We start from the raw sequence: 25,237 nt of genomic DNA, 5'->3' as shown, positions 1-25,237 counted from the left end.
ATCATCCCTGGCCTGTCGCGCCGGTCGGTAGAGGTGATGATATGTTATATCAAGAGATTTGTTTCGGCCGCCGTGGCGAACTCAGGACGACCGCAGATACGCCCATGATAGGGCCGGCAGCCGCGCCTTCTTCGGGTTGACCGTGATGCCTGGCGCGGAGAGCGGTTCGGCGATGGCGGCAGAGAAAGCGGAGGGCAGCAGCCAGTCCTGCGGTTCGCGCGACATATTGTATAGACATAATGTGGTGTGGCCGTCGAAGCTTCTGGTGAAGGCCAGGATCTCGTCCGGCGCTTCGAGGAAAACAATGTCGCCGCGCTGGAGGGCGATGCTGCTCCGGCGATAGGCGAGCGCCTGGCGGTAGAAGCCGAGCACCGCCCTGCGGTCGCGCTCCTGTACGTCCACCGCGCGAGGGCGATGCGCGGCGGGGATTGGCAGCCACGGCTTGGCCGACGAAAAGCCTGCCTGCTCATCGGCGGAGGACCAGGGCATCGGCGTGCGGCAACCGTCGCGGCCCTTGAAGGATGGCCAGAAGCGGATGCCATAGGGATCGCGCAGATCCTCATAAGCGATCTCCGCCTCCGGCAGAGCCAGCTCCTCGCCCTGATAGAGACAGATCGTGCCGCGCAGGGCGATCAGGATCGCAAGCGACAGCCGGGCGATGCGGTCGAGATCGTCGCCCGGCTGTGCGAAACGGCTGACATGGCGGACCACATCATGGTTCGACAGCGCCCAGCACACCCATCCGTCCTTGGCCGCGGCTTCGAACTTCGCGATGGTCTGCCGGAAATGGTCGCCGGAGAATTCGGGGCCGAACAGGTCGAAGGTGTAGCAGAAATGCAGCGCGTCGCCGCCCGAGGTGTAGAGGCCGACGGTCGACGGCGATCGATCGCCATCGCCGACTTCGCCCACCGCCAGCGTGCCGGGATATTCGTCGAGCAGCGCCCGGATGCGCCGCAGGAAGGGCAGATTCTCGGGCTGGGTCTTATCGTATCTGTGCTCCTGGAAACCATAGGGATTGCTGTCGGGGACATCATGGGCGCCGCTTCGCTTCACCGGCGGGTTGTCGCGCAGCTTCGCATCGTGGAAATAATGGTTGCAGGCATCGAGCCGAAAGCCGTCGACACCGCGATCGAGCCAGAAGCGCATCGCCTCGATCAGCTCGTCGCGGATCTCGGGCGAGTGGAAATTCACATCGGGCTGCGATGCCAGGAAGCTGTGCATATAATATTGCATCCGCGTTCCGTCCCACTCCCAGGCAGGGCCGCCGAAGATCGACAGCCAGTTGTTGGGCGCGGTGCCGTCGGGTTTGGGGTCGGCCCATACATACCAGTCGGCCTTGGGATTATCGCGGCTGGAGCGGCTTTCCTTGAACCAGGCGTGCTGGTCAGAGGTGTGGCTGAGCACCTGGTCGATGATGATCTTCAGGCCGAGTTCGTGCGCGCGCGCCAGCATGGCGTCGAAATCGGCAAGCGTGCCGAACATCGGATCGACATCGCGATAGTCCGAGACGTCATAGCCCATGTCGGCCATCGGCGACTTGAAGAAGGGCGACACCCAGATCGCGTCGACGCCGAGCGATGCGATATGATCGAGCCGCGCGGTAATACCGGCGAGATCGCCGACGCCATCGCCATCGCTGTCCTGGAAGGAGCGCGGATAGACCTGATAGATCACCGCGCCGCGCCACCAGTCCCGGTCGCCGCCATCGCTCATGCCTGTCCCTCTTCCTCGATCAGATAGGCGACAGACCGGGGCGGCACGATCAGAGATCGCCCGTCCTCGTCGAGCCTCCGCCAGTGATGGTCCGCCTTGACTGCGAGCAGGAGCGCACGCGCTTCGGCCGTGCGGTTGAAGGCAACGGCGATCCGCTTTTCCTGCTCCGGCAAGTGGATGAGCATGACGATGCTCGCGGTCTTGGGATCGTGCCAGTCCTCGCTTTCGAACAACTCGCCATCGAAGGTCAGCCAGTCGACATCGGCGGCGCCGAGCAGCACCGGATCGGACAAGGCGGGGTGTGCGGCCCGGATCTGCGCCAAGCGCGCGGCAAAGCGTTCCAGCTCCATGTCGCGATTGTGCCAGTCGACCCAGCTGACCGCATTATCCTGGGCATAGGCGTTGTTGTTGCCCCGCTGGCTGCGGCCGAACTCATCCCCGGCCGTGAGCATGATCGTACCGCGCGAGGCGAACAGCGTCGCCAGGAGCGCCTTGGCGTCGCTGCGGCGGGCGGCGAGCACTACCGGATCGTCGGTTGGCCCCTCCACGCCGTTGTTCCAGCTGAAATTGTCGTTGTGGCCATCGCGATTGGCTTCGCCATTGGCCTCGTTGTGCTTGGTGCCATAGGCGGTGACGTCGGCGAGGGTGAAGCCATCATGCGCGGCGATGAAGTTGACGGTGCGGCTGTGCGTGCTGCCATGGTGACCGAAGATGTCGGATGACCCGGCCAGTCGGGTGGCGAGATCGCCGACGCTGTGCGGATCTCCGCGCCAGAAGCGGCGGACATCGTCGCGGTAGCGATCATTCCATTCGAGGAATGGGGCACCGAAGTTGCCGAGCTGGTAGCCGCCGGGGCCGACATCCCAGGGCTCGGCAATGAGGATGCGGTCCGACAGGACGGCGTCGCGGCGCAGTTCGCGGAAGAAGGCGGCATCGGGCTCATAGCCGTCGCGGCCCCGCCCTAGGATCGGTGCGAGATCGAAGCGGAAGCCGTCGATCCCCGCATTGGCGACGAAGTGCCGCATCGCGTCGAAAACGAGCCGTCGGGTCGCGGGATGATCGCAGTTGAGCGTATTGCCGCAGCCGCTGTCGTTCGCCAGCGTCCCCGGCTCGTCGCGCACCGCGCTGAAATAGGCATGGTTGTCGATCCCGCGCAGCGACAGGGTCGGCCCCAACGCGTCGCTTTCGCCGCTATGGTTGAACACGACGTCGAGCAGCACGGCGATGCCCGCGGTGTGCAGCGCCTCCACCGTGTCGCGCAGTTCGGCGATGCCGCCCGGCGCAAGGCGGGGATCGAGGGCCATGAAGCCGACCGGATTATAGCCCCAGCTGTTGGTCAGGCCGAGCGGGCCGAGATGGCGTTCGTCGATCCAGGCGGTGATCGGCATAAGCTCGATAGCGCCGACGCCGATCGCCTTGAGATGACTGATGATTGCGGGGTGCGACAGCGCCGCGATCGTACCGCGCTGCCGTTCCGCGATGTCCGGATGCAGCTTGGTGAAGCCGCGGACATTGACCTCGTAGATCAGCCCGCCGGCCGTGAAGCAGGGGGGGCGGTGCGCGACCGGCGGGGGCAGCGCGGTGACGATCGCCTTCGGCATCAACGGAGCCGTATCGATGGCTGCATCGCGAGGCGCAGCGAGGCGCGGGTCGTAGGCATAGGGCCGGTCGATAGCGATGGCGTAGGGATCGGCGAGCAGCTTCGACGGATCGAACCACAGGCCGTGCGCCGGATCATAGGGGCCATCGGCGCGAAAGCCGTAGCGGGCGCCCGCACCGAGACCGGGAACTGTCGCCTGGAAAATATCGGCAGGGCCGCGATCGAGCGGAAAGCGGTCGACTTCGGCGTTGCCGCTGTCGTCGAAGATCGAGACCCAGGCCGCGGCGGCGGTTTCGGACCAGAGCGCGAAGTGGACGCCGCTGGCCGTGATCGTGGCGCCAAAGCGGTCAGGGGGTTGAAGCGCCATCTAGGTGATCACATCGGGCGCGGTCCGTGCCGTGTGCCGGGTGATTCCCGCAATTGCCTCGACCGCGGCGACAAGATCGGCAATCGCGTCGCCGGTCTCGCGGTGCAAGTCGCCATCTGTCGGCTCGTATCGCTCGATATAGACGCGGATCGTCGCGCCAGAGGTGCCCGTGCCCGACAGGCGGAACACGATCCGCGAACCGCCGTCGAACAGGATGCGAATTCCCTGATTGCGGCTTTCGGAGCCGTCGACCGGATCGAGATAAGCGAAGTCATCGGCGGCGGCGACGGTGAGCGCCCCCACGCGCTCGCCCGGCAGGCTTGCGAGGCGCGCCCGCAATCCCTCGATCATCGCGTCGGCCGCGGCGCTGTCGACGCCTTCATAATCATGACGCGCATAATAGTTGCGGCCGTAGCGAGCCCAGTGGTCCTCGGCGATCGCGCGGACGCTCTCGCCGCGAACGGCGAGGATGTTGAGCCACAGCAGCACCGCCCACAGCCCGTCCTTCTCGCGGACATGATCGGAACCTGTACCGGCGCTCTCCTCGCCGCAGATCGTTGCCTTGCCGGCATCGAGCAGGCTGCCGAAGAATTTCCAGCCTGTCGGCGTTTCGTACAGCGGGATGGCGAGCCGTTCGGCGACCCGGTCGGCCGCGCCGCTGGTCGGCATCGAGCGGGCAATACCGGAGAGGCCTCTGGCATAGCCCGGCGCCAGATGGGCGTTGGCGGCCAACATCGCCAGCGAATCCGAGGGCGTGACGAAGATGCCCTTGCCGATGATCAGGTTGCGGTCGCCGTCGCCGTCGGAGGCGGCGCCGAAATCGGGCGCGCCGGGGCGCATCATGTCGTCGTAGAGCGCCTTCGCGTGGACGAGGTTGGGATCGGGGTGATGCCCGCCGAAATCGGGTAGCGGCGTACCGTGGCGGACGGTTCCCGCCGGCGCACCAAGGCGGCGCTCCAATATCTCGGTGGCGTAGGGGCCGGTGACGGCGCTCATCGCATCGAAGGCGATGCGGAAGCCGGAGCCGATCAGCGCGCGGATCGCGGGGAAGTCGAACAGGCCTTCCATCAAATCGGCATAATCCGCGACCGGATCGATAATCCGCACGGTCGCGCCACCGACCCGGGTGTCGCCGTCGCGGTCGAGGTCGACGTCGGGCGCATCGAGCGTCAGGTAGCGGGCGATCGTCCTGCTCTTCGCATAGATCGCCTCGGTGATTTTCTCGGGCGCGGGGCCGCCGTTCGAAATATTGTATTTGATCCCGAAATCCTCGGTGGGGCCGCCGGGATTGTGACTTGCCGACAGCACGATGCCGCCAAACGCGCCATGGGAGCGGATCACATGGCTCGCCGCTGGTGTGGACAGGATGCCGCCGCGTCCGACAATGATCGTTCCGAAGCCGTTCGCCGCTGCCATACGGATCGCGGTCTGGATCACCTCGCGATTGTAGAAGCGGCCGTCGCCGCCGATCACCAGCGCCTGTCCCTCGAAGCCTTCGAGCGAGTCGAAGATCGACTGGATGAAGTTCTCCGCATAGCCGGGCTGCTGGAACACCGGCACCTTCTTGCGAAGCCCGGAAGTCCCGGGTTTCTGGTCGGTGAAGGCGGTGGTGGCAACCTCGCGGATCGTCATGCAGCCTGGTTCCTGTCGAGCAATGATCGGTAGAGCGCGGCATAGCGGGCGCTGCTGCGATCCCAGCCATAATCTGCACGCATGCCCTGTTTGCGCATGCCCGCCCATATCCCAGGCATGCCGTACAGCGCGATTGCGCGGCCGATCGCCGCTTTCAGGGCTTCGCTGGAGTCGGGCGGGTGGAGAATGCCGGTCGCGCACCCGCTGGTCAGTGCCGCTTCATTGGCGTCTATGATGGTGTCGGCCAGCCCGCCGGTGCGCGCCGCGACCGGCACGGTGCCGTAGCGCAGGCCGTAAAGCTGGGTCAGGCCGCAGGGTTCGAAGCGCGACGGGATCAGGATCGCATCGGCGCCCGCCTGGATCAGGTGGGCCAGCGCCTCGTCATAGCCGGTGACCACGCCCACCAGCCCGCGATGGCGGTCTGCCGCGGCCAGCAGCGCACGCTCGAATGTACTGTCGCCCGACCCGAGCACCGCCAGCCGCCCGCCATGGGCAACCATATGATCGACGGCATCGACCATCATGTCGATGCCCTTCTGCCAGGTCAGCCGGCTGATGATCGCGAAGATCGGGCCGTTGCCGCGCTTCAGCCCGAAGCGCTTCTCCAGCGCGCGTCGATTGGCGGCGCGGGCGCCGAGCTTGCGGACCGAGAAGGGCGCTGCGAGATGCTGGTCGGTCTCGGGATTCCACTCGCTGCTGTCGATGCCGTTGACGATCCCGCTGACGGCGTCGCCGCGGCTGCGCAACAGCCCGTCGAGGCCCATGCCGAACTCGGGGGTGCGGATCTCTTCCGCATAAGTCGGGCTTACCGTGGTGATCGCATCGGCATATTGCAGGCCGGCCTTCAGATACCCGACGCCGCCATAATATTCGACGCCGTCCACCGCGAAGGCCGAGGCGGGTAGGCCGAGTTCGGGGAAGATGCGCGCCTCGAACCGCCCCTGAAAGGCGAGATTATGCACCGTGACCACCACCGGCGTCCGCGGTGCGCGGCCATGGCGCACATAGGCGGCGGACATCGCCGCCTGCCAGTCATGGGCGTGCACGACATCGGCCGCCCAGCCCTTGATCGCGCCAGCGCCGATGTCGGCCGCTGCGGCCGACAGCGCCGCAAAGCGTTGCCAGTTGTCCGGCCAGTCATGCCCGCTGCCGTCGCCATAGGGCCCGCCCTCGCGCGCGCCGAACAGCCGGGGGGAGTCGAGCAGCAGCAGATCGAGCCCTTTCAGCTTCGCCGCGAGAATGCGGGCCGGGCCGCCGAACAGCGCCTTGTAGGCATGGATGGGCTTTGCGGCGGGCAGCGCCTTCAACACCTGGGGATAGGCGGGCAGCAGCGAGCGAACCTCGACGCCATGCCGGGCGAGCGCGACCGGTAATGCCCCCGCCACATCGGCGAGGCCCCCGGTCTTGATCAGCGGATGGAGCTCGGAGGCAACCGATAACAGGCGCAGCGGCATGATCCCTCTATGCCACCAGTCGGTCGATCATGGCCTGGGTAATCAGGCACACGCCCTTTTCGCTGCGGCGGAAGCGTTGTGCATCCATGACAGGATCTTCGCCGACGACCAGGCCCTTGGGGATCTGAACGCCCTGGTCGATCACCACCTTGTCAAGCCGTGCGTCGCGGCCGATCTGGCATCCCGGCATGATCACCGCCTCGGTGATCGACGAGAAGCTGTTCACCCGTACGTTGGTGAACAGCAGGCTTCGGTGCAGCGAGGCGCCCGAGACGATGCAGCCGCCCGCAATGAGCGAAGACGTCGCGGCGCCGCGGCGGCCTTCGTCATTATGGACGAACTTGGCGGGCGGGCTCACCTCGGCATAGCTCCAGATCGGCCAGTCGCGCTCGTAGAGATCGAGTTGCGGCACCACATCGGTCAGGTCGACATTGGCCTCCCAATAGGCGTCGAGCGTACCGACATCGCGCCAATAGGCTTCGGGCTCGCTGTCGGCGCGGATGCAACTCTGCGAGAACAGGTGCGCCACCGCCATGCCGTGCTTGACGATATGGGGAATGATATCGCCGCCGAAGTCATGGCTCGATGTCGGATCGGCCGCGTCGCGGCGCAGCTCCTCGGCGAGAAACTTCGTGTTGAAAACATAGATGCCCATCGATGCGAGCGCCGTGTCGGGCTTGCCGGGCATGGCGGGGGGATCGGCGGGTTTCTCGACGAAGGCCTTGATCCGCGCCTTGCTGTCGATATGCATCACGCCGAAGCCGGTCGCTTCGAGGCGCGGCACTTCCAGGCAGCCGATAGTGACGTCCGCGCCGGCATCGACATGCTGGCGGAGCATCAGTTCATAATCCATCTTGTAGATATGATCGCCGGCCAGGATGATCATATATTCCGGCCCGTAGGACTCGATGATATCGAGATTCTGGAAGACCGCGTCGGCCGTGCCTTCATACCACTGGGTCTCGGATACGCGCTGGCTCGCCGGCAATATGTCGAAGCTTTCATTGCGTTCCGGGCGCAGGAAGTTCCAGCCGCGCTGTAGGTGCCGGATCAGCGAATGGGCCTTGTATTGGGTTGCCACGCCGATGCGGCGGATGCCCGAGTTCAGAGCGTTGGACAGGGCGAAGTCGATGATCCGCGTCTTGCACCCGAAATAGACCGCGGGCTTGGCCCTCCGGTCGGTCAGCTCATAGAGCCTGCTGCCGCGGCCACCGGCCAGAACATAGGCCATGGCATCGCGCGCCAAAGGCTGGTTGCGCCGGTCCTTCATGATATCGCCCTCCACCATCACACCGCCTCGATCATCAAGGTCGAGAGCGGCGGCAATGTTATGCTGGCATATCCGTCGTCGCTCGCGGTGATACGACCGCCATTGCCCATGTTGCCCCCACCATAGATCGCGGCATCGCTGTTGATGATCTCGCGCCACTCTCCGCCGCGCGAGAGGCGGAGTCCATAGCCATGGCGTGGTACCGGCGTCATGTTCGAGATCACGGCGATGGGGGCCTCTCCGGGGGCATGGCGTTCCCAGGCGAACACCGAATTTGCGGCATCGTCGACCACTGCCCAGTGGAAACCTTCGGGCTCGCAGTCGCGGGCGTGGAGGGCGGGGCGGTCGCGATAGACCCGGTTGAGATCGCGGACGAGGCGGCTCACGCCCGCATGCGCCGGCGCATCCAGCAGGTGCCAGTCGAGCGCGCGTTCCTCGCTCCATTCCGCGCGTTGCGCGAACTCCTGGCCCATGAACAACAGCTTCTTTCCCGGATAACCCCACATCAGCGCGTAATAGGCACGCAGGTTCGCGAACTTCTGCCAGTCGTCGCCCGCCATCTTGTTGAGCAGCGAACCCTTGCCATGAACAACCTCGTCATGGCTGAGCGGCAGCACGAAATTCTCGTCGAAGGCGTAGAGCAGGCCGAAGGTGATGTCGTCATGGTGATGCTGGCGGTACACCGGCTCGCGCGCCATGTAGCGCAGCGTGTCGTGCATGAAGCCCATGTTCCACTTGAAGCCGAAGCCCAGGCCGCCTTCGTGGACCGGGTGCGAGACCTTGGGCCAGCTGGTCGATTCCTCGGCGATCGTCATGACGCCCGGATGATGGCCGTAGAGCTCCTTGTTCATGCGGCGAAGGAACTCGACCGCTTCGAGATTTTCGCGCCCGCCCTCGCTGTTCGGCAGCCACTCGCCCGCCTTGCGCGAATAATCGAGGTACAGCATCGACGCGACGGCATCGACGCGCAGCCCGTCGAGATGATATTTCTCGGCCCAGAACAATGCGTTGTTGACGAGATACGCCAACACTTCGCGCCGCCCGAAATTATAGATCGCGGTGTTCCAGTCAGGGTGGAAGCCTTTGCGCGGATCGGCATGTTCGTAGAGCGCGGTGCCGTCGAACTGGGCCAGCCCATGCGCGTCGGTCGGGAAATGCGCCGGCACCCAATCGAGGATCACGCCTATGCCGGCATGATGCGCTCCTTCGACGAAGCGGGCGAATCCCTCGGGCGAACCGAACCGCGCCGTGGGCGCATAGAGGCCGGTGGTCTGGTAGCCCCAGCTCGGATCATAGGGGAATTCGGTGATCGGCAGGAACTCGATATGGGTGAAGCCCATCTCGACGACATAGGGGATCAGCCGGTCCGCCATCTCGTCCCAGGACAGGAACTCGCCCTTGCCGTCGCGCTGCCAGGAGCCGGCGTGGACCTCGTAGATCGACATGGGCTGGCGGCGGATATCGGCCTTGGCCCAGAAATCGCGATGCGCGTCGTCCTGCCAGCGATGCGCCAGCCCGGCAGTGGTGATCGATGCGGTCGCCGGGCGCAGTTCGGAACGGAAGGCGAAGGGATCGGCCTTGAGGGGCAATGCTTTCCCGTCCGGGCCGATAATCTCGAACTTGTAGGGCTCGTCCTCGCCGATATCGGGGACGAAGATTTCCCAGATGCCGGTATCGCGCCGCAGCCGCATCAGGTGACGGCGGCCATCCCACGCATTGAACAGGCCGACCACCGAAACGCGCCTCGCATTGGGCGCCCAGACCGCGAAGTGGATGCCATCGGCGCCCTCATGGCGGAGCTTGTGCGCGCCCATCTTGTCGAACAGCCGCAGGTGCGAGCCCTCGGCGATGTAATAATCGTCCATCGGGCCGAGCACTGGGCCGAAGCTATAGGGATCGGCCACGACCCATTCGCCCGCGGCGCTGGCGGCGCGATAGCGCAGCGGCTGCGGCTTGCGGATCGAGAGCCTGCCTTCGAACAGTCCCGCCTTGTCGATCATTGCGAGCCTGCCCGCAGCCTTGCCGGCGAGTGTCAGCGCCTCCGCCGTCTCGGCGCCGGGAATGAAGGCACGGGCAATGAGGCCCTTGTCCTGTGCATGGACCCCGAGCACGGCGAAGGGGTCTCCATGCTGGCCCTTGGTGAGAGCCGATATTTCGGCGCTGGGAAGCTGGGTCATAGCCGCAAAGCTACTTCCGTCATCCCAGCGAAGGCTGGGATCCATGTCTCTCGCCACGCGAGCACTTCTCGACGGAAGGCAGTCATGGACCTCACCCTACGCTGGGGTGACGAAAACAGGAATGAGATCAATCGGTCGGCCGAAGTTTTCAGAGAACACCCCAAATTTCAGAGGCATATTGACGGATCGTGCGATCAGACGAGAACCAGCCCATCCCCGCTACATTGCGGATCGCCTTGGCATTCCAGTCCCGGCGATCGGTCCAGAGCCGGTCCACGCCGCGTTGCGCGGCGTGGTAGCTGTCAAAGTCTGCGGCGACCATGAACCAGTCATGCTCGTACAGCCCGGCGATCAGCGCCTTGTAGCGGTCGCGGTCGTCGGGCGAGAACACCCCACCAGAGATGGCCTGCAACGCCTGGTTGAGCTCGCGTGACTGCTCGATGATCTGACGAGGATCGTGGCCGTCCGCGCGGGCCTGGCCCACCTCGGCCGCGGTCAGGCCGAAGATGATGATATTCTCGGCACCGACATGGTCGCGCATCTCGACATTGGCGCCGTCGAGCGTACCGATGGTGAGTGCGCCGTTGAGCCCGAATTTCATGTTGCCCGTGCCCGATGCCTCCATTCCCGCCGTCGAGATCTGCTCCGACAGGTCGCAGGCCGGCATCATGATCTCGGCCATCGAGACATTGTAGTTCGGCACGAAGGCGATCTTCAGCAGTCCCTGCACCGCAGGATCGTGATTGACGACCCGCGCCACGTCGTTGGCCAGCTTTATGATCAGCTTGGCATTGTGATAGCTCGGCGCCGCCTTGCCGCCGAACAGCTTGACGCGCGGCACCCAGTCGCGCTCGGGATGCGAACGGATCTGATCGTACAGCGCCACCGCCTCGATGATGTTTAGCAGCTGGCGCTTATATTCGTGGATACGCTTGATCTGGGTATCGAACAGCGCGGTCGGATCGACCTTCAGGCCCATGCGATCACGCAGCAGGTTCGACAACACCGCCTTCTTGGCAAGTTTCACCGCCGCGAATTTTTCCTGGAACGCGCTGTCCTCGGCGAATTTCGAAAGCGCGTGCAGCGCCTCGGTGTCGTCGAGGAACCTGTCGCCGATCGCCTCGCGGATCAGCGCAGTCAGCTCCGGGTTGCACTGCATCAGCCAGCGGCGCGGCGTGATGCCGTTGGTCTTGTTGTTGATGCGATCGGGATAGAGCCGGTGGAAATCGGCGAACACCGTCCCCTTCATCAACTCGGTATGCAGTGCCGACACGCCGTTGACGCTATGCGAGCCGGCAAAGGCGAGATTGCCCATGCGCACCCGCCGGTCGCCGCCCTCGTCGATCAGCGAGATCGCGCTGATCCCGGCATCGTCGAAGCCGTGCTCGCGCCGCGCCGCGATCAGCAGCTTGGCGTTGATCGCGTAGACCAGCTGCATGTGCCGCGGCAGCAGCTGCTCGAACAGCGGCACAGGCCAGCTTTCCAGCGCTTCGGGCAGCAAAGTATGGTTGGTGTAGCCGAAGGTCGCGCGGGTGATGTCCCAGGCTTCGTCGAAGTCCATAGCGTGGAGATCGATCAGGATCCGCATCAGCTCGGCGACCGATACCGCCGGATGGGTATCATTGAGCTGGATCGCCGCCTTGTCGGGCAGGGTGCGGATATCGCCGAAATACTGGACGTGGCGTCGAACGATGTCCTGCAGCGAGGCCGAGGAGAAGAAATATTCCTGGCGCAGGCGCAGCTCCTGGCCGGCAGCGTTGGAATCGGCTGGATAGAGCACGCGGGTCAGCGCTTCCGCCTTGTTGCTCTCCTTGAGCGCGCCGATATGGTCGCCCGCGTTGAACGCATCGAGCAGGATCGGATCGATCGGCTGCGCGGTCCACAGCCGCAGCGTGTTGACCCGGGCGCCGCGCCAGCCGACCACCGGCGTGTCATAGGCGGTGGCGATGAAGCGATCGTGCGGTTTCCAAAGGCGGGCATGATCGCCGCTGCCGTCCGCCGCGGCGAGATCGACTACGCCGCCGAAGCCGATCTCATAGCTCGCCTCGCGGCGTTCGAACTCCCAGTTGTTGCCGTGGGCGAGCCAGGTCTCGGGGAGTTCGACCTGCCAGCCTTCGGATATCTCCTGGCGGAACATCCCGTTCACATAGCGTATCCCATAGCCATAAGCGGGGATGTCGACAGAGGCCATCGACTCCATGAAGCAGGCGGCGAGGCGGCCGAGGCCGCCATTGCCCAGCGCGGCATCGGGCTCAAGCTCGCGGATGATGTCGATGTCGACGCCGAGCAGCGCCAGTGCCTCGCGCATCTCGTCCATCAGGCCGAGGTTGGACACGGCGTCGCGCATCAGCCGGCCGATCAGGAACTCGAGGCTGAGATAATAGACCCGCTTGCCGCCCGCCTCATAGGTGTCATGGGTGCTTTCGATCCAGCGATCGATGACACGATCCCGGATCACCAGGATGGCGGCCGCCAGCCAGTCGTGGCTCTTGGCCGCGGCGGCACTCTTGCCGATCCGGTAGGTCAGCCGTTCAATGATTTCTTCGGCGAGGGTCGAGGGATCCGACGTCCGCTGGGCGGGTTTCGGCAGGGCTGCGGTGCTGGTGCTGCTCATCGTCGCGATTCCCCCGGGGCCTTGGATCGAGCCGAGTGTATCGCAGCGGACCGGCGGCGCAACAGCCATGTTGCACTGCGGCAAGCGCTTTCATTTGCCCTTTGAGGCGGATGGGGGCAGGTTGCTGACAGGGATGTATAGCGGACCATCCGCACCAGCAGCTTTTTGAGAGTGCCGATGACGTTGGGCGTGGTGAAGGATTTCGGAGTGGCGGCCGATCCAGACGAGGCTTTGGGCCTGCCGGGCTGGCTATATCATGATGCCGAGGCCTTTGCGCTCGAACAGAAGCGTATTTTTCGCCGGAGCTGGCAGCTGGTCTGCCATCTGAGCGATGTCCCCCATGCCGGCGACTGGCAGGCGTTGGCGATCGGGCAGGAATCCATCCTTGTTATCCGCGGCGATGACGGCGAGGTGCGGGCGATGTCCAACGTCTGCCGCCACCGCGCGGCACGGCTGCTCGACGGCGCGGAGGGCTGTGCCAGGAAGCTGGTCTGCCCCTATCACGCCTGGACTTACGAATTGGACGGCAGCCTCAGCGGTGTGCCCGGCAAGCGCGATTACCCGGCATTCGACATGGCCGATCATGGCCTGCATCGCTTTGCCGTCGAGCTGTGGCGCGGCTTCATCTTCGTGCGGATCGAAGGAGATGGCCCCTCGGTCGCGGAGATGATGGCGCCCTATGAGGCCGAGATCGCGCCTTACCGCTTCGAGGACATGCGCGCGCTGGGCCGGGTGGTGATGCGCCCGCGCAGCGTCAACTGGAAGAATATCGCCGACAATTATTCGGATGGGCTGCATATCCCGGTCGCGCATCCGGGACTGAAGCGGCTGTTCGGCCCAGGCTATGGCATCGAGGCCAGCGAGTGGGTCGACAGGATGAGCGGCCCGCTGCTGGAAGGCGTGCCGGGCAGTTCCTCAGAAGCGCTCTACCGCAAATTCCTGCCGCCGGTCGAGCATCTCTCGGCCGAGCGCCAGCGAATGTGGCTCTATTTCAAGCTATGGCCGAACAGCGCCTTCGATATCTATCCGGACCAGATCGACTTCATGCAGTTCCTTCCGGTGTCGCCGACCGAGACGATGATCCGCGAGATCGCCTATGTGCTGCCCGACCAGCGGCGCGAGATGAAGGCCGCGCGCTATCTCAACTGGCGGATCAACCGGCTCGTCAATGCCGAAGATACGAAGCTGGTGGCGCGGGTGCAGGAGGGCATGCAGACCGAGAGCTATACCCAGGGACCGCTCGGCAACAGCGAGGTCTGCCTCAAGAGTTTCGCGCGCAAGCTGCGCGTGCTGATCCCGGAGGCGCGCCAGCCGAAGCGTCCCGCGATGGGCTGGAGCGCCAACAGCGTCGAGGGCCGGCTTTCGTGACGACCCGACAGGACGCCGTGATCATCGGCGGCGGGCATAACGGGCTGGTCTGCGCCTTCTACCTTGCGCGCAAGGGGCTGAAGGTGCGGGTGCTCGAGCGGCGCAAGGTCGTCGGCGGGGCGGCGGTGACCGACGAGTTCCATCCCGGTTTCCGCAATTCGGTAGCGAGCTACACGGTCAGCCTGCTGCAGCCGCGCGTCATCGCCGATATGGGGCTCTACAAGCGCGGCCTGCGGATCGTCGAGCGGCCGATCTCCAATTTCCTGCCGCTGGAGGATGGCGGCTATCTCAAGCTCGGCGGCGGGTTGGATCGCACCCAGGCCGAGTTCCGGCGCTTCTCGCAAGCCGACGCCGAGGCGCTGCCGGCCTATTATGATGCGCTCGAAGGCGTGGCCGACGTGCTGCGTGACCTTGCGCTCAAGATTCCTCCCAATCCGGGCGGCGGCCTGCTGGAGCTGCTCAAGGCGGCCGGGCAGGGGCGCAAGATCGCCGGCGCCGGGCTGCCCGCGCAGCGCGACATGCTCGACCTGTTCGTGAAGAGCGCACGCACCTTCCTCGATGGCTGGTTCGAGAGCGAGGCCGTGAAGGCGGCTTTCGGTTTCGACGCGGTGGTCGGCAACTATGCCAGCCCCGACACGCCCGGCTCCGCCTATGTGCTGCTCCACCATGTGTTCGGGGAGGTGAACGGCAAGAAGGGCGCCTGGGGCCACGCGATCGGCGGGATGGGCTCGATCACCCAGGCGATGAAGGCGGCGTGCGAGGAGCATGGCGTGATTATCGAGACGGAGACCGCGGTCGAACGGTTGCTGGTCGACGGTGGGAGGGCCGTCGGCGTGCGGACGCAAGGCGGCGCCGAGCATATGGCGCCGGTCGTCGCCTCCAATGTCGGACCGGGACTGCTCTATCGCCAGCTGGTCGACCAGGCCGATCTCGACGGCGATTTCCGGCGGCGGATGAAGGGCTTCCGTGCCGGATCGGGCACCTTCCGCATGAATGTCGCGCTGTCGGCGCTGCCGAACTTCACGGCGCTGCCGGGCGAGGGCGAGCATCACCGCAGCGGCATCATCATCGCGCCGACGCTCGACTATATGGACAGGGCCTTCACCGATGCGCGCGCCTTTGGGTGGTCCAAGCAGCCGATCGTCGAGATGCTGATCCCCTCGACCGTCGACGACAGCCTCGCGCCCGCGGGTAGCCATGTCGCGAGCCTGTTCTGCCAGCAGTTCGCGCCCGAGTTGCCCGACGGGAGAAGCTGGGACGACGAGCGCGAGGCGGCGGCGGATCAGGTCATCGCCACCGTCGAGGCGCATGCGCCGGGCTTCGCGCAATCGGTCATCGGCCGGCAGATCCTGTCGCCGCTCGACCTGGAGCGAACCTTCGGCCTGATCGGCGGCGACATCATGCACGGGCATATGGCGCTCGACCAGCTGTGGGCGGCGCGGCCGATCCTTGGCCATGGCGATTATCGCGGCCCGATCAAGGGGCTCTACATGTGCGGCGCGGGCTCGCATCCCGGCGGTGGCGTGACCGGCGCGCCGGGGCATAACGCCGCGCAGGCGATATTGGCGGATCGCGGGCTGGCGCGGTTCTTCAGCTAGCGCATGCGGTGTTTAGATTAAATCACCCGCTCATCCTGAGCAGCCACTGAGCTTGGCGAAGGGGCGTGTCGAAGGACGTCCTTCGATGCGGTCTTCGCCAAGCTCAGCCCTTACTCAGGATGAGCGGATCAGTCTAATCCCAACATGCTCTGGTTTTCATATGCGGGCTGCGGCGGTGGCAGGACGCCGCATCATCCACCACATCGGCACGCCGGCGAGGATCAGCACCGCCCCCCACAGGTTCGCCTCGATACCCGCGCCATAGAGCGCCCAGACCGAATAGATCCCGCCCGCGATTGCGACCCGGCGTTTCACCCCGCCCAGCTTGAGCGCGGCCGCGGCGACGAACAGGTACATGACCAGCGAGGCCGTAGTCGCGAGCAGCGCGACGAAGGTGAACAGGGTGACCGTGGTCTTGCTGGCGTTGAGCGCCAACACTGCGGTGACGAGGCAACTCGACAGGATATGCGCGCGGACCGGCACGCCATTCGTCGCAACTTTCGCCAGCATCTTCGGAAAGACGCCGCCGGCCGCCATCGCGGCAGGCATTTCGCCCTGGAGCAATATCCAGCCGTTGAGCGCACCGAGGGCGCTGATCATTGCGAAGGCGGCGACGATGTGCGCCGCGCCGCTGCCCCAATAGCGGCCTATCACCTCGGCAAAGGGCGCAGCCGAATGCGCCGCCACGTCCGGGGCCAGCAGCAGGATCACCGCGGTGCAGGCGAAGAGATAGATCAGGCCGGTCACGGCCGTGCCGCCGAGAGTCGCGCGCGGGATGGTGCGGGCGGGATCGACGACCTTGCCGGCGGGCACTGTTGCGGATTCCAGGCCCAGGAACGCCCATAAGGTCAGCGTCCCCGCGGCCGTGATCGCGCCGAGGCTGATGTCCGGTCGATGGGGATCGGGCAGGGTGAGCTCTCCCGAGGGCACCGCCAGCGCGGCGATGATGACGACGGCGACCAGCGGCAGGATCTTGAGCAGCGTGGTGACGAGCTGCACCCAGCCCGCGTTGCGGGTGCCGCTCAGGTTGATTGCGGTGAGCGCCCAGACCAGCAGGATCGTCACGCTTGTCGACATCAGCGCGTTGGTCGCCAGCGCGGGAATGAAGGCGGACAGGTAGCTGACGGCGGCAACGGCGATCGCCCCGTTCCCGACGAACAGCGAAATCCAGTAGGCCCAGGCGATGAAGAAGGCCGCATCCATCCCGAAGGCGGCGCGGACATAGACATAGGGACCGCCCGCCTGCGGGTGTGCCCGGCACAGCCCGGCGAACAGGGCCGCTATACACAGGCTGCCGGCGATGGTGATCCCCCAGGCGGGGATCACGTTCCAGCCATAGGGGGCGAGGCTTGCCGGGAGCATATAGACGCCCGAGCCGATCATGTTGCCGACCACCAGCGCCGTCGCCATGACCAGCCCGAGCGGGCGGGCGGGAGACCTGCCGCCGCCTGGATGGGTCATCCCAGCATCAGAAACGCTGCGAGACCTTCATCCCGAACAGCTGCGGCTTGATTGGATAGGATCGTGCATATTGGCCGCAATAGGTCGGGGCGCAGAAGGTGTTCTTGCTGGCGATGCCGCGCTTGTCGAAGGCGTTCTGGATATAGGCCTCGACCTTGATCGACCCCAACGCCGTTCCCGCCGAGAAATCGAAGGTGGTGAAGGCCTTGGTACGCCCGACCGCGGCGTCATCCGCCGTGGCGAGGAACTGCCGCGCGCCGCCCTGTTGCAGAACCGAACCCTGTACGAAGCTTTCGTTCCCAGCCAGTTCGAAGTCGTACCGCGCCGTGGCAGTGCCTTTGAACTTGGGCTGGACCGTCAAGCGCGTACCCTTGGGCGCTGCCACGGGGCCTGCCGTGCAATCCTGATTGCCTGCGGGGTTTATGGCGCAGAAGTCTTTCGTCAACTTGGCGTCGGTGAACGTGCCGGTGCCAGAGAGCGTCAGGCCGCCATAGGTGTAAGCGGCGGTGAGCTCAGCACCGTAGATGCGTGCGTCCCCGGCGTTGTAGATGTTAACAACGCCGATCGACCCGACCGGCGCCAGGGTATATTGGAGCTTGTTCCACTCCATATAGTAGACTGACCCATTGAAACGGAGCCGCCGATCGAACAGGCTCGTTTTCCAACCCAGTTCGTAATTGTCGATCGTATCGGCATCATATGGGTCGATGCCAGGTCTGCGATTGTTGCCGCCCGGCCGGAAGCCGGTCGAATATGTCGCATAGACCATTTTTTCCGAATCGATCTGCCACGCGAGGCTGATCTTGTGGGTCTCGCCGCTCTCCTTGTAGATTTTTCCTGTTCCGGGCAAGCCGATATTCTCGCAGCTCCCTACCGAAATCGGAATGGTACAGCCGGCATCCGTGGCATTCCCCTGGAAACCCGAGAAGCCCCGCAGAGTATTGCGCGCCTTGAAGCCGCGGATACCGCCGGTCAGTGTCAGGTCAGGCGTGATCTTGTAATAGACCTCGCCGAACGCCGCGTAGTCGCGTGCGATGATCCGGGTATCGGTGGTGAAGATATCGTCGCCCATGGTCAGGAAGCCAGCCCCGGTCGCGGCGAGGCCCGGCACGAAATAATCGGCGAGATTCTTGTTCGACTGGCGCTGATAGAACAGACCGGCGATGAAGCTCAAAGGCTTGTCACGATCCGAACTGATCCGGAATTCGTGGCTCTGCTTCGTCAGGCGCTGTTCGTTGTGGTAGCGCTGGGTCGGGTCGAGAAAGCCTCCATTGCCATCGGGGAAATTGGTATAGTAAGTGTCGAGGCTGTCATAAAAGACGGTGTAATAGCTGTAGTCCTGGTCATTGTTGATCGACCGCTTCAGATAGCCGCCCGCATAGGTAATGTCGAAATCGCCTACTTTGCCTTGAATGGTCAGGCTGGCGAGATACCATTTGTCTATGTTCAGATCAGGCGCGAATTCGTGGACTTCGAGATCGCCTGCGCGAACCGGATCGAAGCCAAAAGTGCCTTTCGCTTTCTGATATTGCCCTTGAACACCGGGTGTAACGGTCCAGTTGTCGTCGAGTTCGATTCCGAGGGCCACGCGCCCGCCATAGGTATCGATCTCGTTGAAGTCCTTCTTGACGAAAGCCTGGTTGTTTACGGTCAGGTTGGTGGTCGGGTCGCCATCGGACAGCTGGTAGGTGCGCGTCGCAAAGGTATTGTCGATATAGCCGCCGTCGTGCCGATACCAGCCGACCGCACGAACTGCGGCATTCTCGCCCAGCGGCAGGTTGACGAAGGCTTCGGCACCGCCGCCCACATTGCCTTTGCCGAACTTGTTGAGGTCAAGGTCGTAGCCGCCTTCGAACTTACCGAGGACGGGCTTGTTGGTGATCATCCTGATCGTGCCCGCCAGAGAGCTTGCGCCGTACAGCGTGCCCTGTGGTCCCGAAAGCGCTTCGACGCGCGCCAGATCATAGGCGTGGACATCGAGCATCGCGCCGATCGTCGAAACCGGAACCTCGTCGAGATATATGCCGACGGTCGGCAGTGATCCGCCAGGCAGGTTGATGCCGCCGGTGGAGACACCGCGGATCGAGATGTCGGACTGCGAAGGTCCATAGGTCTGGAAGCTGACGCTGGGCAGCAGCTTCACATAGTCGTCAAGGTTGCTGACCTGATGCTGCGCTAGCGTCTCAGTACTGAGCGCCTGCAGGCTGATTGGCACCCGCTGGATGCTTTCGTTGCGCTTGGTCGCGGTGACGATGATTTCGCCGGTGTCGACATCTGCCGGCGCCGCCTGCGCCAGCGCCGTGCCGGATGTCGCAAGGAAGGTCGAGGTCAGCAGGAGAGCCGCGACCGTACGACCGACTGGGTGAAGGTGCGCAGGTTTCATGATATCATCCCTTCTCGTCTGCGGGCAATTCCCCACGAAACCCCATGCGCTGCAAGGTCGAATGATTTAGCGCCGTGAACAGGCTTGTTAATTCTGCGCTGTGTTGCCCAATGAACACAGCGGCGGGACCTCGGGATAGGCCGTCAGCACCGGGCCCAGCGCATCGATCAGAGGGCCGAGCTTGTCGGCATAAGGGCGCCACTGGTCGACACCATCGCGATTGATCGGGCGGCGTACCTGCTCGCTGCTGGCCGTGCGGACGGCGCGCCGGCTCTCGTGAAAGTCGAGGCACGCCTGCTCGAAGGGCAAGCCCAGCGCGTCGAGCAGCACGCGCACTTCGCGCTCGGGGTCGTCGAGCAGCTGTTCGTGGATGACACGGTGAACGCGGCCCGGCAGCACATCGTCGATATGGGCCATCAGTCGCACATAATCGGCATAATAGCGTCCGATATCATCCAGCCCGTAGCTGAATCCCTGGCCGCGCGCGAAATGCTGCCGGAAGTTCGAGAATCCGCAATCGAGAGGATGGCGGCGGGCGTCGATGATCCTGGCATTGGGCAGGATCAGGTGAATGAAGCCGCAATGCAGCCAGTTGTTTGGCAGCTTGTCGATGAATTGCGGCTTGCCTTCGCGCCGCTGGATGCGGGTCGCGTCGAGATAGTCCTCGCCGAGCATCGCGAGCTGCGCGGCGTCGAGTTTGCCAAGATCGCCCGGATAGCCGCCGGCTAGGGTGGCTGCCTTCGCCGCCAGTCGCGGGATGTCGGGGAGTTCCATCGTGCCTTCGACCAGCGAATGACAGGACAGGATCTGCTCGATCAGCGTCGAACCCGCGCGGGGCATGCCGAGGATGAAGATCGGATCGGCCGCCGGACAGCCTTGGCCGGCCCGTGCGGCCAGGAAGTCGGGCTGGAACAGCGCGATCATCGCGTCGACCTGCCGGCTGATCTCGTCGGGATCATAGCCGATCTGGCTGCGGCGCAGCGCGTTGCCGCGGGCATAATGAGTGAACGCTGCGTCCACTTGCCCGGCGTCGTCGGATGCCTTGCCCAGCGCGAAGTCGAGATGCAGCCGGTCCTCGTCGGACAGCCCCGGGTCTTCCAGCGCCTGTTGCATGCGGGCGACATCGGCGTCGTCGAAGCGCACCGTCTTCAGGTTTGCGAGGCTCCACCAGATCTCGCCCAGCGTCGGGTCGGCGTCGAGCCCGCGGCGGTAGGCGGCGATCGCATCGTCCAGCCGGCCGACGGTCTTCAGCGCATGGCCATAGCTCATCCACAATTTGGGCTGATCGGGCCGAACCGCGAGCACCTCGCGGTAGAGCGCGATCGCTTCCTCATAGTCGCCGATCCGGCCGAGCACGGCCGCCCGTAGCGTCGCGTGGGCGGGATTGGCGGGTTCGGTGCTGCCGAGCCGGTCGAGTTCGGCGAGCGCTTCCTGGGTCCGGTTCTGGCGATGCAGGATCGTGGCGAGATTCGCGCGGGCGGCGGTGAAGGCCGGCGCCAGTTCGAGGGCGCGGCGCAGCAGAGTTTCGGCATCGCGATAGCGGCCGACCCTTGCGCCCAGTTCGGCCATCATCCGGATCGCGGCGACATCGAACGGCGATGCCTTCAGGCGAGCCCGCAGCAGCGGTTCGGCGATATGAAGCTCGTTCTCCACCAGAGCCTGAGCCGCCCGGAGCAATTCCGGATCGCCTGCCGAAAGGCTGATTGCCGCCAGTTCCGCATGCTCGGCTGCGCTATGATTGCCCAGCGCGCGGTGGATGCGGCCGGTGAGCCGGCGCACGTCGGGGCTCGACGGCGCCTGGTCGAGGAGGCCGCGCGCTATCTCCAGCGCGGCGGCGGGATCGTCGGCGACCAACAGCGAGGCGCGCTCGAACGCGGCATCAAGTTGATCCGGCGATGTCGTGCTGCGCGATCCCACCGGTTCATTACAAGGACGGGCGGGGCGAGTGTCAACGGATTACAGCCCCTGCTCGGCCAGTCTCAGAATCACCAGCGCCGAAAGCTGCGCCCGTTCGGCGAGGCTCTCGACGACCAGATATTCGTCCGGCGAATGGATCGCACCCCCGCGAGCGCCCATCGTGTCCACCACCGGCACGCCGCAAGCGGCGATGTTATTGCCGTCGCACACGCCTCCGGTCGCCTTGTGCCCGATCGGCCGGCCGAGCAGCGCGGCGCTGTCCTCGACCAGCGCGAACAGCCGTGCGGCCTTCTTGTCGATGGGCTTGGGTGGACGCCCGAAGCCGCCATGCACATGGACCGACACATCATGTTCGGCGGCGATGGCGCGCGCCAGTGCATCGAGCAGCACCTGCGCCACCTGCTGATCGGCGGGCAGAGCGGGGCGGAGGTTGACGCGCAAGATCGCCTGGTCGGGCACGACATTATTGGGGCCACCGCCGTCGATGCGCGCGGGGTTGATCGCCAGGCCGGAGCGGCGCGCACGGGACAGGCGCAGCGCGAGATCACCCGCGGCGACGACGGCATTCCGGCCATCTTCGGGATTGCGGCCGGCATGGGCGGAACGCCCCGTGATCATGATCGAGAAATTGCCGCTGCCGGGCCGGTCCCCGGCGAGCGTGCCGTCCGGCAGCGCCGCGGGTTCATAGGTCAGCGCGGCAAGCTTGCCGCGGGCGGCCTGGGCGATCAGCGTCGCGGAGCCCGGCGAGCCGATCTCCTCGTCCGAATTGATGACCACCTCATAGCCTATCCGCGCTGCAAGCGGCGAGAGCTCGATCGCGTGCAACGCAGCCAGCATCAGGGCGATGCCGCTCTTCATGTCCGCGACGCCTGGCCCGTTGATCACGGCGCCGCCATCGAGATCGGTCAGCGTCTGGAATGGGTGTTCGACGGCATAGACCGTGTCCATGTGGCCGGTGAGGAGCAACTGCACCGGCGCATGCGGGCGAACGCGGACATGCAGGTTCCGGCCGAAGACGAGCGGCTGCACCTGGCCCGCCCGGTCGACTTCCTCTCCCGGCGCAGCATCGCGCAACAGGATCTCGCCCGGCAATATCGAGAAAGCGTCCACGAGCAGGTCCGCCATGGCCGCGAGACCGTCGAGGTTGCGCGAACCGCTGTTGACCGCGCTCCACCGCCTCACCTGCGCCAGCATCGGTGCCGCGGCGGCGGCGTCCAGAGCGGCGCGGTGCCGGTCGATCACAGCAGCCGTCCGGCCAGTTCCGCCGAAAGGTCCGCGATCGCGTCGGCCTCGAAGCTCGCGACCGGATAGGCGCAATAGTCCGCGGCATAATAAGCGCTCGGCCGGTGGTTGCCAGATTTGCCCAGCCCCCCGAACGGCATGTTTGCCGCAGCGCCGGTCGTCGGCCGGTTCCAGTTGACGACGCCGGCGCGCGATTCGGTGATGAAACGCTGCCATAGCGCCGGGTCATCGGCGAGCAGCCCCGCCGACAGGCCGAAGCTGGTGGCGTTTGCGGCGGCGATGGCCGCGTCGAAATCGGGCACGCGGATCACCTGCAGGATCGGCGCGAAGATTTCCGCATCGGGAACGTCGATGCCGGTCACGTCGTAGATCGCCGGGGTGACGAAGCCCTCGCTGCGTTCGAGCCGTTCGAACGGGAGGAGGGGCTTCGCACCCTGTGCCTTGAGCGCTGCGGCCGCATCGAGCGCGTTCTGCGCCGCGCGGGGCGAGATCAACGGACCCATATAGGGTTCCTCCGGATCGTCCCACGCCCCAATCCTCAGCCGGGAAGCCAGCGTATGCACCGCCTCGATGATCGCATTGCCCTCCACCCCCTCGGGCACGATCAGACGCCGCGCGCAGGAGCAGCGCTGCCCGGTGGTGACGAACGCCGACTGGACGATCGCCGCTGCCGATGCATCCGCAGCCCCCCAGGCGATGAGGGGGTTGTTGCCGCCCAGTTCGAGCGCGAGGATCACATGCGGCCGCTCGATCATCACCCGGCGGAAGTGCGCCCCGGTGGCGGCCGAACCGGTGAACAGCAACCCGTCGATGTCGGCGTCGATCAGCGCCGCACCCTGGTCGCGGCCGCCCTGGACGATCTGGAAGACATGCTCCGGCACCCCGGCATCGTGCAATGCCCGCGCCATATGCTGGCCGGTCAGCGGGGTTTCCTCGGACGGCTTGAAGACGACGGTGTTGCCCGCCAGCAGCGCCGGCACGATATGCCCGTTCGGAAGGTGGCCGGGAAAATTATAGGGTCCGAGCACCGCCATCACGCCATGCGGCTTGTGGCGCAGCACCGCCCGGCCGAACGCGGTGTCCGCGCTGCGCGTGCCGGCGCGCTCCGCCTGCGCGGCGATGGAGACAGCCACCTTGGCGATCATCGAGCCGAGTTCGGCGCGGCTTTCCCATAGCGGCTTTCCCGTTTCGCGTGCGATATCGCGTGCGATATCCTCGGTGCGGGCCTTCAGCGTGTCGGCATAGCGCCGGAGGATGGCGATGCGGGCTTCGCCCCTCAGCCCCGCCCAGGCGGGAAGCGCGGTGCGGGCGCGGGCGACGATCGCTGGGACCGTCTCCGGCGCGGTCTCCTCGCCTTCCCATATCGTCTGTCCCGTCGCGGGATCGATCGAGCGCATCATTGCCTCACTCTCACCAGATCGCCATCCTTCAGCCGCAGGGCATCGGCCGCCGCGATATCGAGCATCGCCGCCCCGTCCTCGATCCGCACCTTCGCCCGGGTGGCGCGAAAGCCGGGAACCGACAGGGTCGAGATCAGTCGCTCCGGCGCCTCGACCGGATTACCGATCACGACCGGCAGGGCCGTCGTCCGCTCGATCGTCTTGATGGTTTCGCGCGGGACCGAATAGGTGGGACCTCCGTCGAAAATATCCACCAGCCCCGACCCTCGAAATCCTTCATGTTCGAGCATCGCCCGGGCCGCCTCGCCCTCGACATGGACCCTGCCGATCGCTGCCTGGGCCGATTCAGCGATCAACTCCACATAGATCGGGTGGCGCGGCGCCAGATCGAGGATGAACTGCCCGTCGGTCGACATCACCATGTGATCGGCCTCGTCGAACGGCAGGTGGAAAAATTTGCTCGCGACGCCTTCCCAGAAGGGACAGGTGCCGTCGGGCGAGAAATAGCCGCGCAGTTCGGCCATCACGGTCTCCGAGAAGCGCGTCCGGTCGACGCCGATCAGCATGTAGCGCGAGCGGGCGAGCAGGCTGCCGGCGCCCCCCGAGCGCCGCTCCGGGCGCAGATAGAGCGAGCCGACCTCGGTCCATCCCGCGCATTCGTTGACCAGCACCAGCGCCTGGTGGTCGAAGCGGGTGCCGATCGCCGAGGAGAATTGCGCGAGCGTCATCACCCGGAAGGAGAAATGGGGGCGGGCTACGCCGACGGCCGCGCGCACGCCGCAAAGCCCCTCGACCCGGCCGGTCTCCAGATCCTCGAGCATCAGCGTGTACCAGGCTTCGCGCGGCGGGATCGCGCCGGTGAAGCTGCCTTCCGACAGCGTCAGCCGGTTGAGCAGCGTCTCCTCGTCCTCGGGCAAGCTGGTGAAGCCACGCCCGGACAGGATGGCCAGTTCCATCAGGGCGTCGAGGTCGGACGGGCCGGCGGGGCGCACGACGAGCATCAGCGCGCCAAAGCCAAAGTCTGGAGATGGGAAGCCATCA

The 25,237-nt window shown here is 65.3% G+C and carries 15 protein-coding genes; 2 read left to right on the top strand and 13 right to left on the bottom strand.

Translation table 11 applies throughout. The annotated features are described in order from the left end of the window. Window positions 1–81: 81 nt before the first annotated feature. The 7 genes from bglA to AC1DQK_RS01300 form a co-directional block, all read right to left on the bottom strand. Entirely contained in the window at window positions 82–1,713 is a 1,632-nt protein-coding gene (gene bglA, locus AC1DQK_RS01330) for a beta-galactosidase BglA (RefSeq protein WP_477866570.1), read from the bottom strand. Continuing rightward, entirely contained in the window at window positions 1,710–3,680 is a 1,971-nt protein-coding gene (gene glgX / locus AC1DQK_RS01325) for a glycogen debranching protein GlgX (RefSeq protein ID WP_477866568.1), read from the bottom strand. Before glgX ends, bglA begins: the two co-directional genes overlap by 4 nt. Continuing rightward, a complete protein-coding gene (locus tag AC1DQK_RS01320) occupies window positions 3,681–5,312 on the bottom strand; it encodes an alpha-D-glucose phosphate-specific phosphoglucomutase (protein WP_477866566.1) in 1,632 nt (543 codons plus the stop codon). It lies immediately after the preceding gene. Further along, entirely contained in the window at window positions 5,309–6,766 is a 1,458-nt protein-coding gene (glgA, locus tag AC1DQK_RS01315) for a glycogen synthase GlgA (protein WP_477866564.1), read from the bottom strand. The genes AC1DQK_RS01320 and glgA overlap by 4 nt, the downstream gene beginning before the upstream one ends. 7 nt (window positions 6,767–6,773) lie before the next feature. Further along, complete coding sequence (glgC, locus tag AC1DQK_RS01310) at window positions 6,774–8,054, bottom strand: glucose-1-phosphate adenylyltransferase (protein ID WP_477866562.1); 1,281 nt, start codon at window positions 8,052–8,054, stop codon at window positions 6,774–6,776. Continuing rightward, the gene (gene glgB / locus AC1DQK_RS01305; protein ID WP_477866560.1) at window positions 8,054–10,213 is read right to left on the bottom strand and encodes a 1,4-alpha-glucan branching protein GlgB; all 2,160 of its coding nucleotides are present in this window, start codon (window positions 10,211–10,213) and stop codon (window positions 8,054–8,056) included. The genes glgC and glgB overlap by 1 nt, the downstream gene beginning before the upstream one ends. 148 nt (window positions 10,214–10,361) lie before the next feature. Continuing rightward, window positions 10,362–12,827 carry a glycogen/starch/alpha-glucan phosphorylase gene (locus AC1DQK_RS01300; protein ID WP_477866558.1) on the bottom strand — a complete coding sequence of 822 codons (2,466 nt, stop codon included), beginning with the start codon at window positions 12,825–12,827 and terminating at the stop codon, window positions 10,362–10,364. Between the two features lie 177 nt (window positions 12,828–13,004). On the opposite strand from AC1DQK_RS01300, the gene AC1DQK_RS01295 reads away from it, so the two are divergent. Together AC1DQK_RS01295 and AC1DQK_RS01290 are read left to right on the top strand one after the other, a co-directional pair. Beyond that, complete coding sequence (locus AC1DQK_RS01295) at window positions 13,005–14,195, top strand: aromatic ring-hydroxylating oxygenase subunit alpha (protein ID WP_477866556.1); 1,191 nt, start codon at window positions 13,005–13,007, stop codon at window positions 14,193–14,195. Next, complete coding sequence (locus AC1DQK_RS01290) at window positions 14,192–15,793, top strand: phytoene desaturase family protein (RefSeq protein WP_477866554.1); 1,602 nt, start codon at window positions 14,192–14,194, stop codon at window positions 15,791–15,793. Before AC1DQK_RS01295 ends, AC1DQK_RS01290 begins: the two co-directional genes overlap by 4 nt. 156 nt (window positions 15,794–15,949) lie before the next feature. Here AC1DQK_RS01290 and AC1DQK_RS01285 read toward each other — a convergent pair whose 3' ends face one another. From AC1DQK_RS01285 to AC1DQK_RS01260, 6 genes are all read right to left on the bottom strand, one after another. Further along, a complete protein-coding gene (locus AC1DQK_RS01285; RefSeq protein ID WP_477866552.1) occupies window positions 15,950–17,254 on the bottom strand; it encodes an amino acid permease in 1,305 nt (434 codons plus the stop codon). Window positions 17,255–17,261: 7 nt separating this feature from the next. Then, window positions 17,262–19,637: a TonB-dependent receptor gene (locus AC1DQK_RS01280; protein WP_477866550.1), complete on the bottom strand. Its 2,376-nt coding sequence runs from the start codon at window positions 19,635–19,637 to the stop codon at window positions 17,262–17,264. 87 nt (window positions 19,638–19,724) lie between these two features. Beyond that, on the bottom strand, window positions 19,725–21,554 hold the full coding sequence (locus AC1DQK_RS01275; protein ID WP_477866548.1) for a tetratricopeptide repeat-containing sulfotransferase family protein: 1,830 nt from the start codon (window positions 21,552–21,554) through the stop codon (window positions 19,725–19,727). Between the two features lie 39 nt (window positions 21,555–21,593). After that, entirely contained in the window at window positions 21,594–22,796 is a 1,203-nt protein-coding gene (locus AC1DQK_RS01270) for a hydrolase (protein WP_477866546.1), read from the bottom strand. Beyond that, a complete protein-coding gene (astD, locus tag AC1DQK_RS01265) occupies window positions 22,793–24,196 on the bottom strand; it encodes a succinylglutamate-semialdehyde dehydrogenase (RefSeq protein ID WP_477866544.1) in 1,404 nt (467 codons plus the stop codon). Before astD ends, AC1DQK_RS01270 begins: the two co-directional genes overlap by 4 nt. Beyond that, window positions 24,193–25,197 (bottom strand): arginine N-succinyltransferase, encoded by a 1,005-nt coding sequence (locus tag AC1DQK_RS01260; RefSeq protein ID WP_477866542.1) that lies wholly within the window; start codon window positions 25,195–25,197, stop codon window positions 24,193–24,195. Before AC1DQK_RS01260 ends, astD begins: the two co-directional genes overlap by 4 nt. Window positions 25,198–25,237 lie beyond the last annotated feature (40 nt).

It is taken from the genome of Rhizorhabdus sp. P4_G5, from assembly GCF_056401065.1.
This window is presented reverse-complemented; position numbering and strand designations above follow the sequence as displayed.

Coding starts and splice junctions, on each gene's coding strand:
- glgB (WP_477866560.1), bottom strand. CDS start 10,213: ATGACCCAGCTTCCCAGCGCCGAAATATCGGCTCTCACCAAGGGCCAG.
- AC1DQK_RS01285 (WP_477866552.1), bottom strand. CDS start 17,254: ATGACCCATCCAGGCGGCGGCAGGTCTCCCGCCCGCCCGCTCGGGCTG.
- bglA (WP_477866570.1), bottom strand. CDS start 1,713: ATGAGCGATGGCGGCGACCGGGACTGGTGGCGCGGCGCGGTGATCTAT.
- AC1DQK_RS01320 (WP_477866566.1), bottom strand. CDS start 5,312: ATGACGATCCGCGAGGTTGCCACCACCGCCTTCACCGACCAGAAACCC.
- glgA (WP_477866564.1), bottom strand. CDS start 6,766: ATGCCGCTGCGCCTGTTATCGGTTGCCTCCGAGCTCCATCCGCTGATC.
- glgX (WP_477866568.1), bottom strand. CDS start 3,680: ATGGCGCTTCAACCCCCTGACCGCTTTGGCGCCACGATCACGGCCAGC.
- glgC (WP_477866562.1), bottom strand. CDS start 8,054: ATGGTGGAGGGCGATATCATGAAGGACCGGCGCAACCAGCCTTTGGCG.
- AC1DQK_RS01280 (WP_477866550.1), bottom strand. CDS start 19,637: ATGAAACCTGCGCACCTTCACCCAGTCGGTCGTACGGTCGCGGCTCTC.
- AC1DQK_RS01300 (WP_477866558.1), bottom strand. CDS start 12,827: ATGAGCAGCACCAGCACCGCAGCCCTGCCGAAACCCGCCCAGCGGACG.
- astD (WP_477866544.1), bottom strand. CDS start 24,196: ATGATGCGCTCGATCGATCCCGCGACGGGACAGACGATATGGGAAGGC.
- AC1DQK_RS01295 (WP_477866556.1), top strand. CDS start 13,005: ATGACGTTGGGCGTGGTGAAGGATTTCGGAGTGGCGGCCGATCCAGAC.
- AC1DQK_RS01260 (WP_477866542.1), bottom strand. CDS start 25,197: ATGCTCGTCGTGCGCCCCGCCGGCCCGTCCGACCTCGACGCCCTGATG.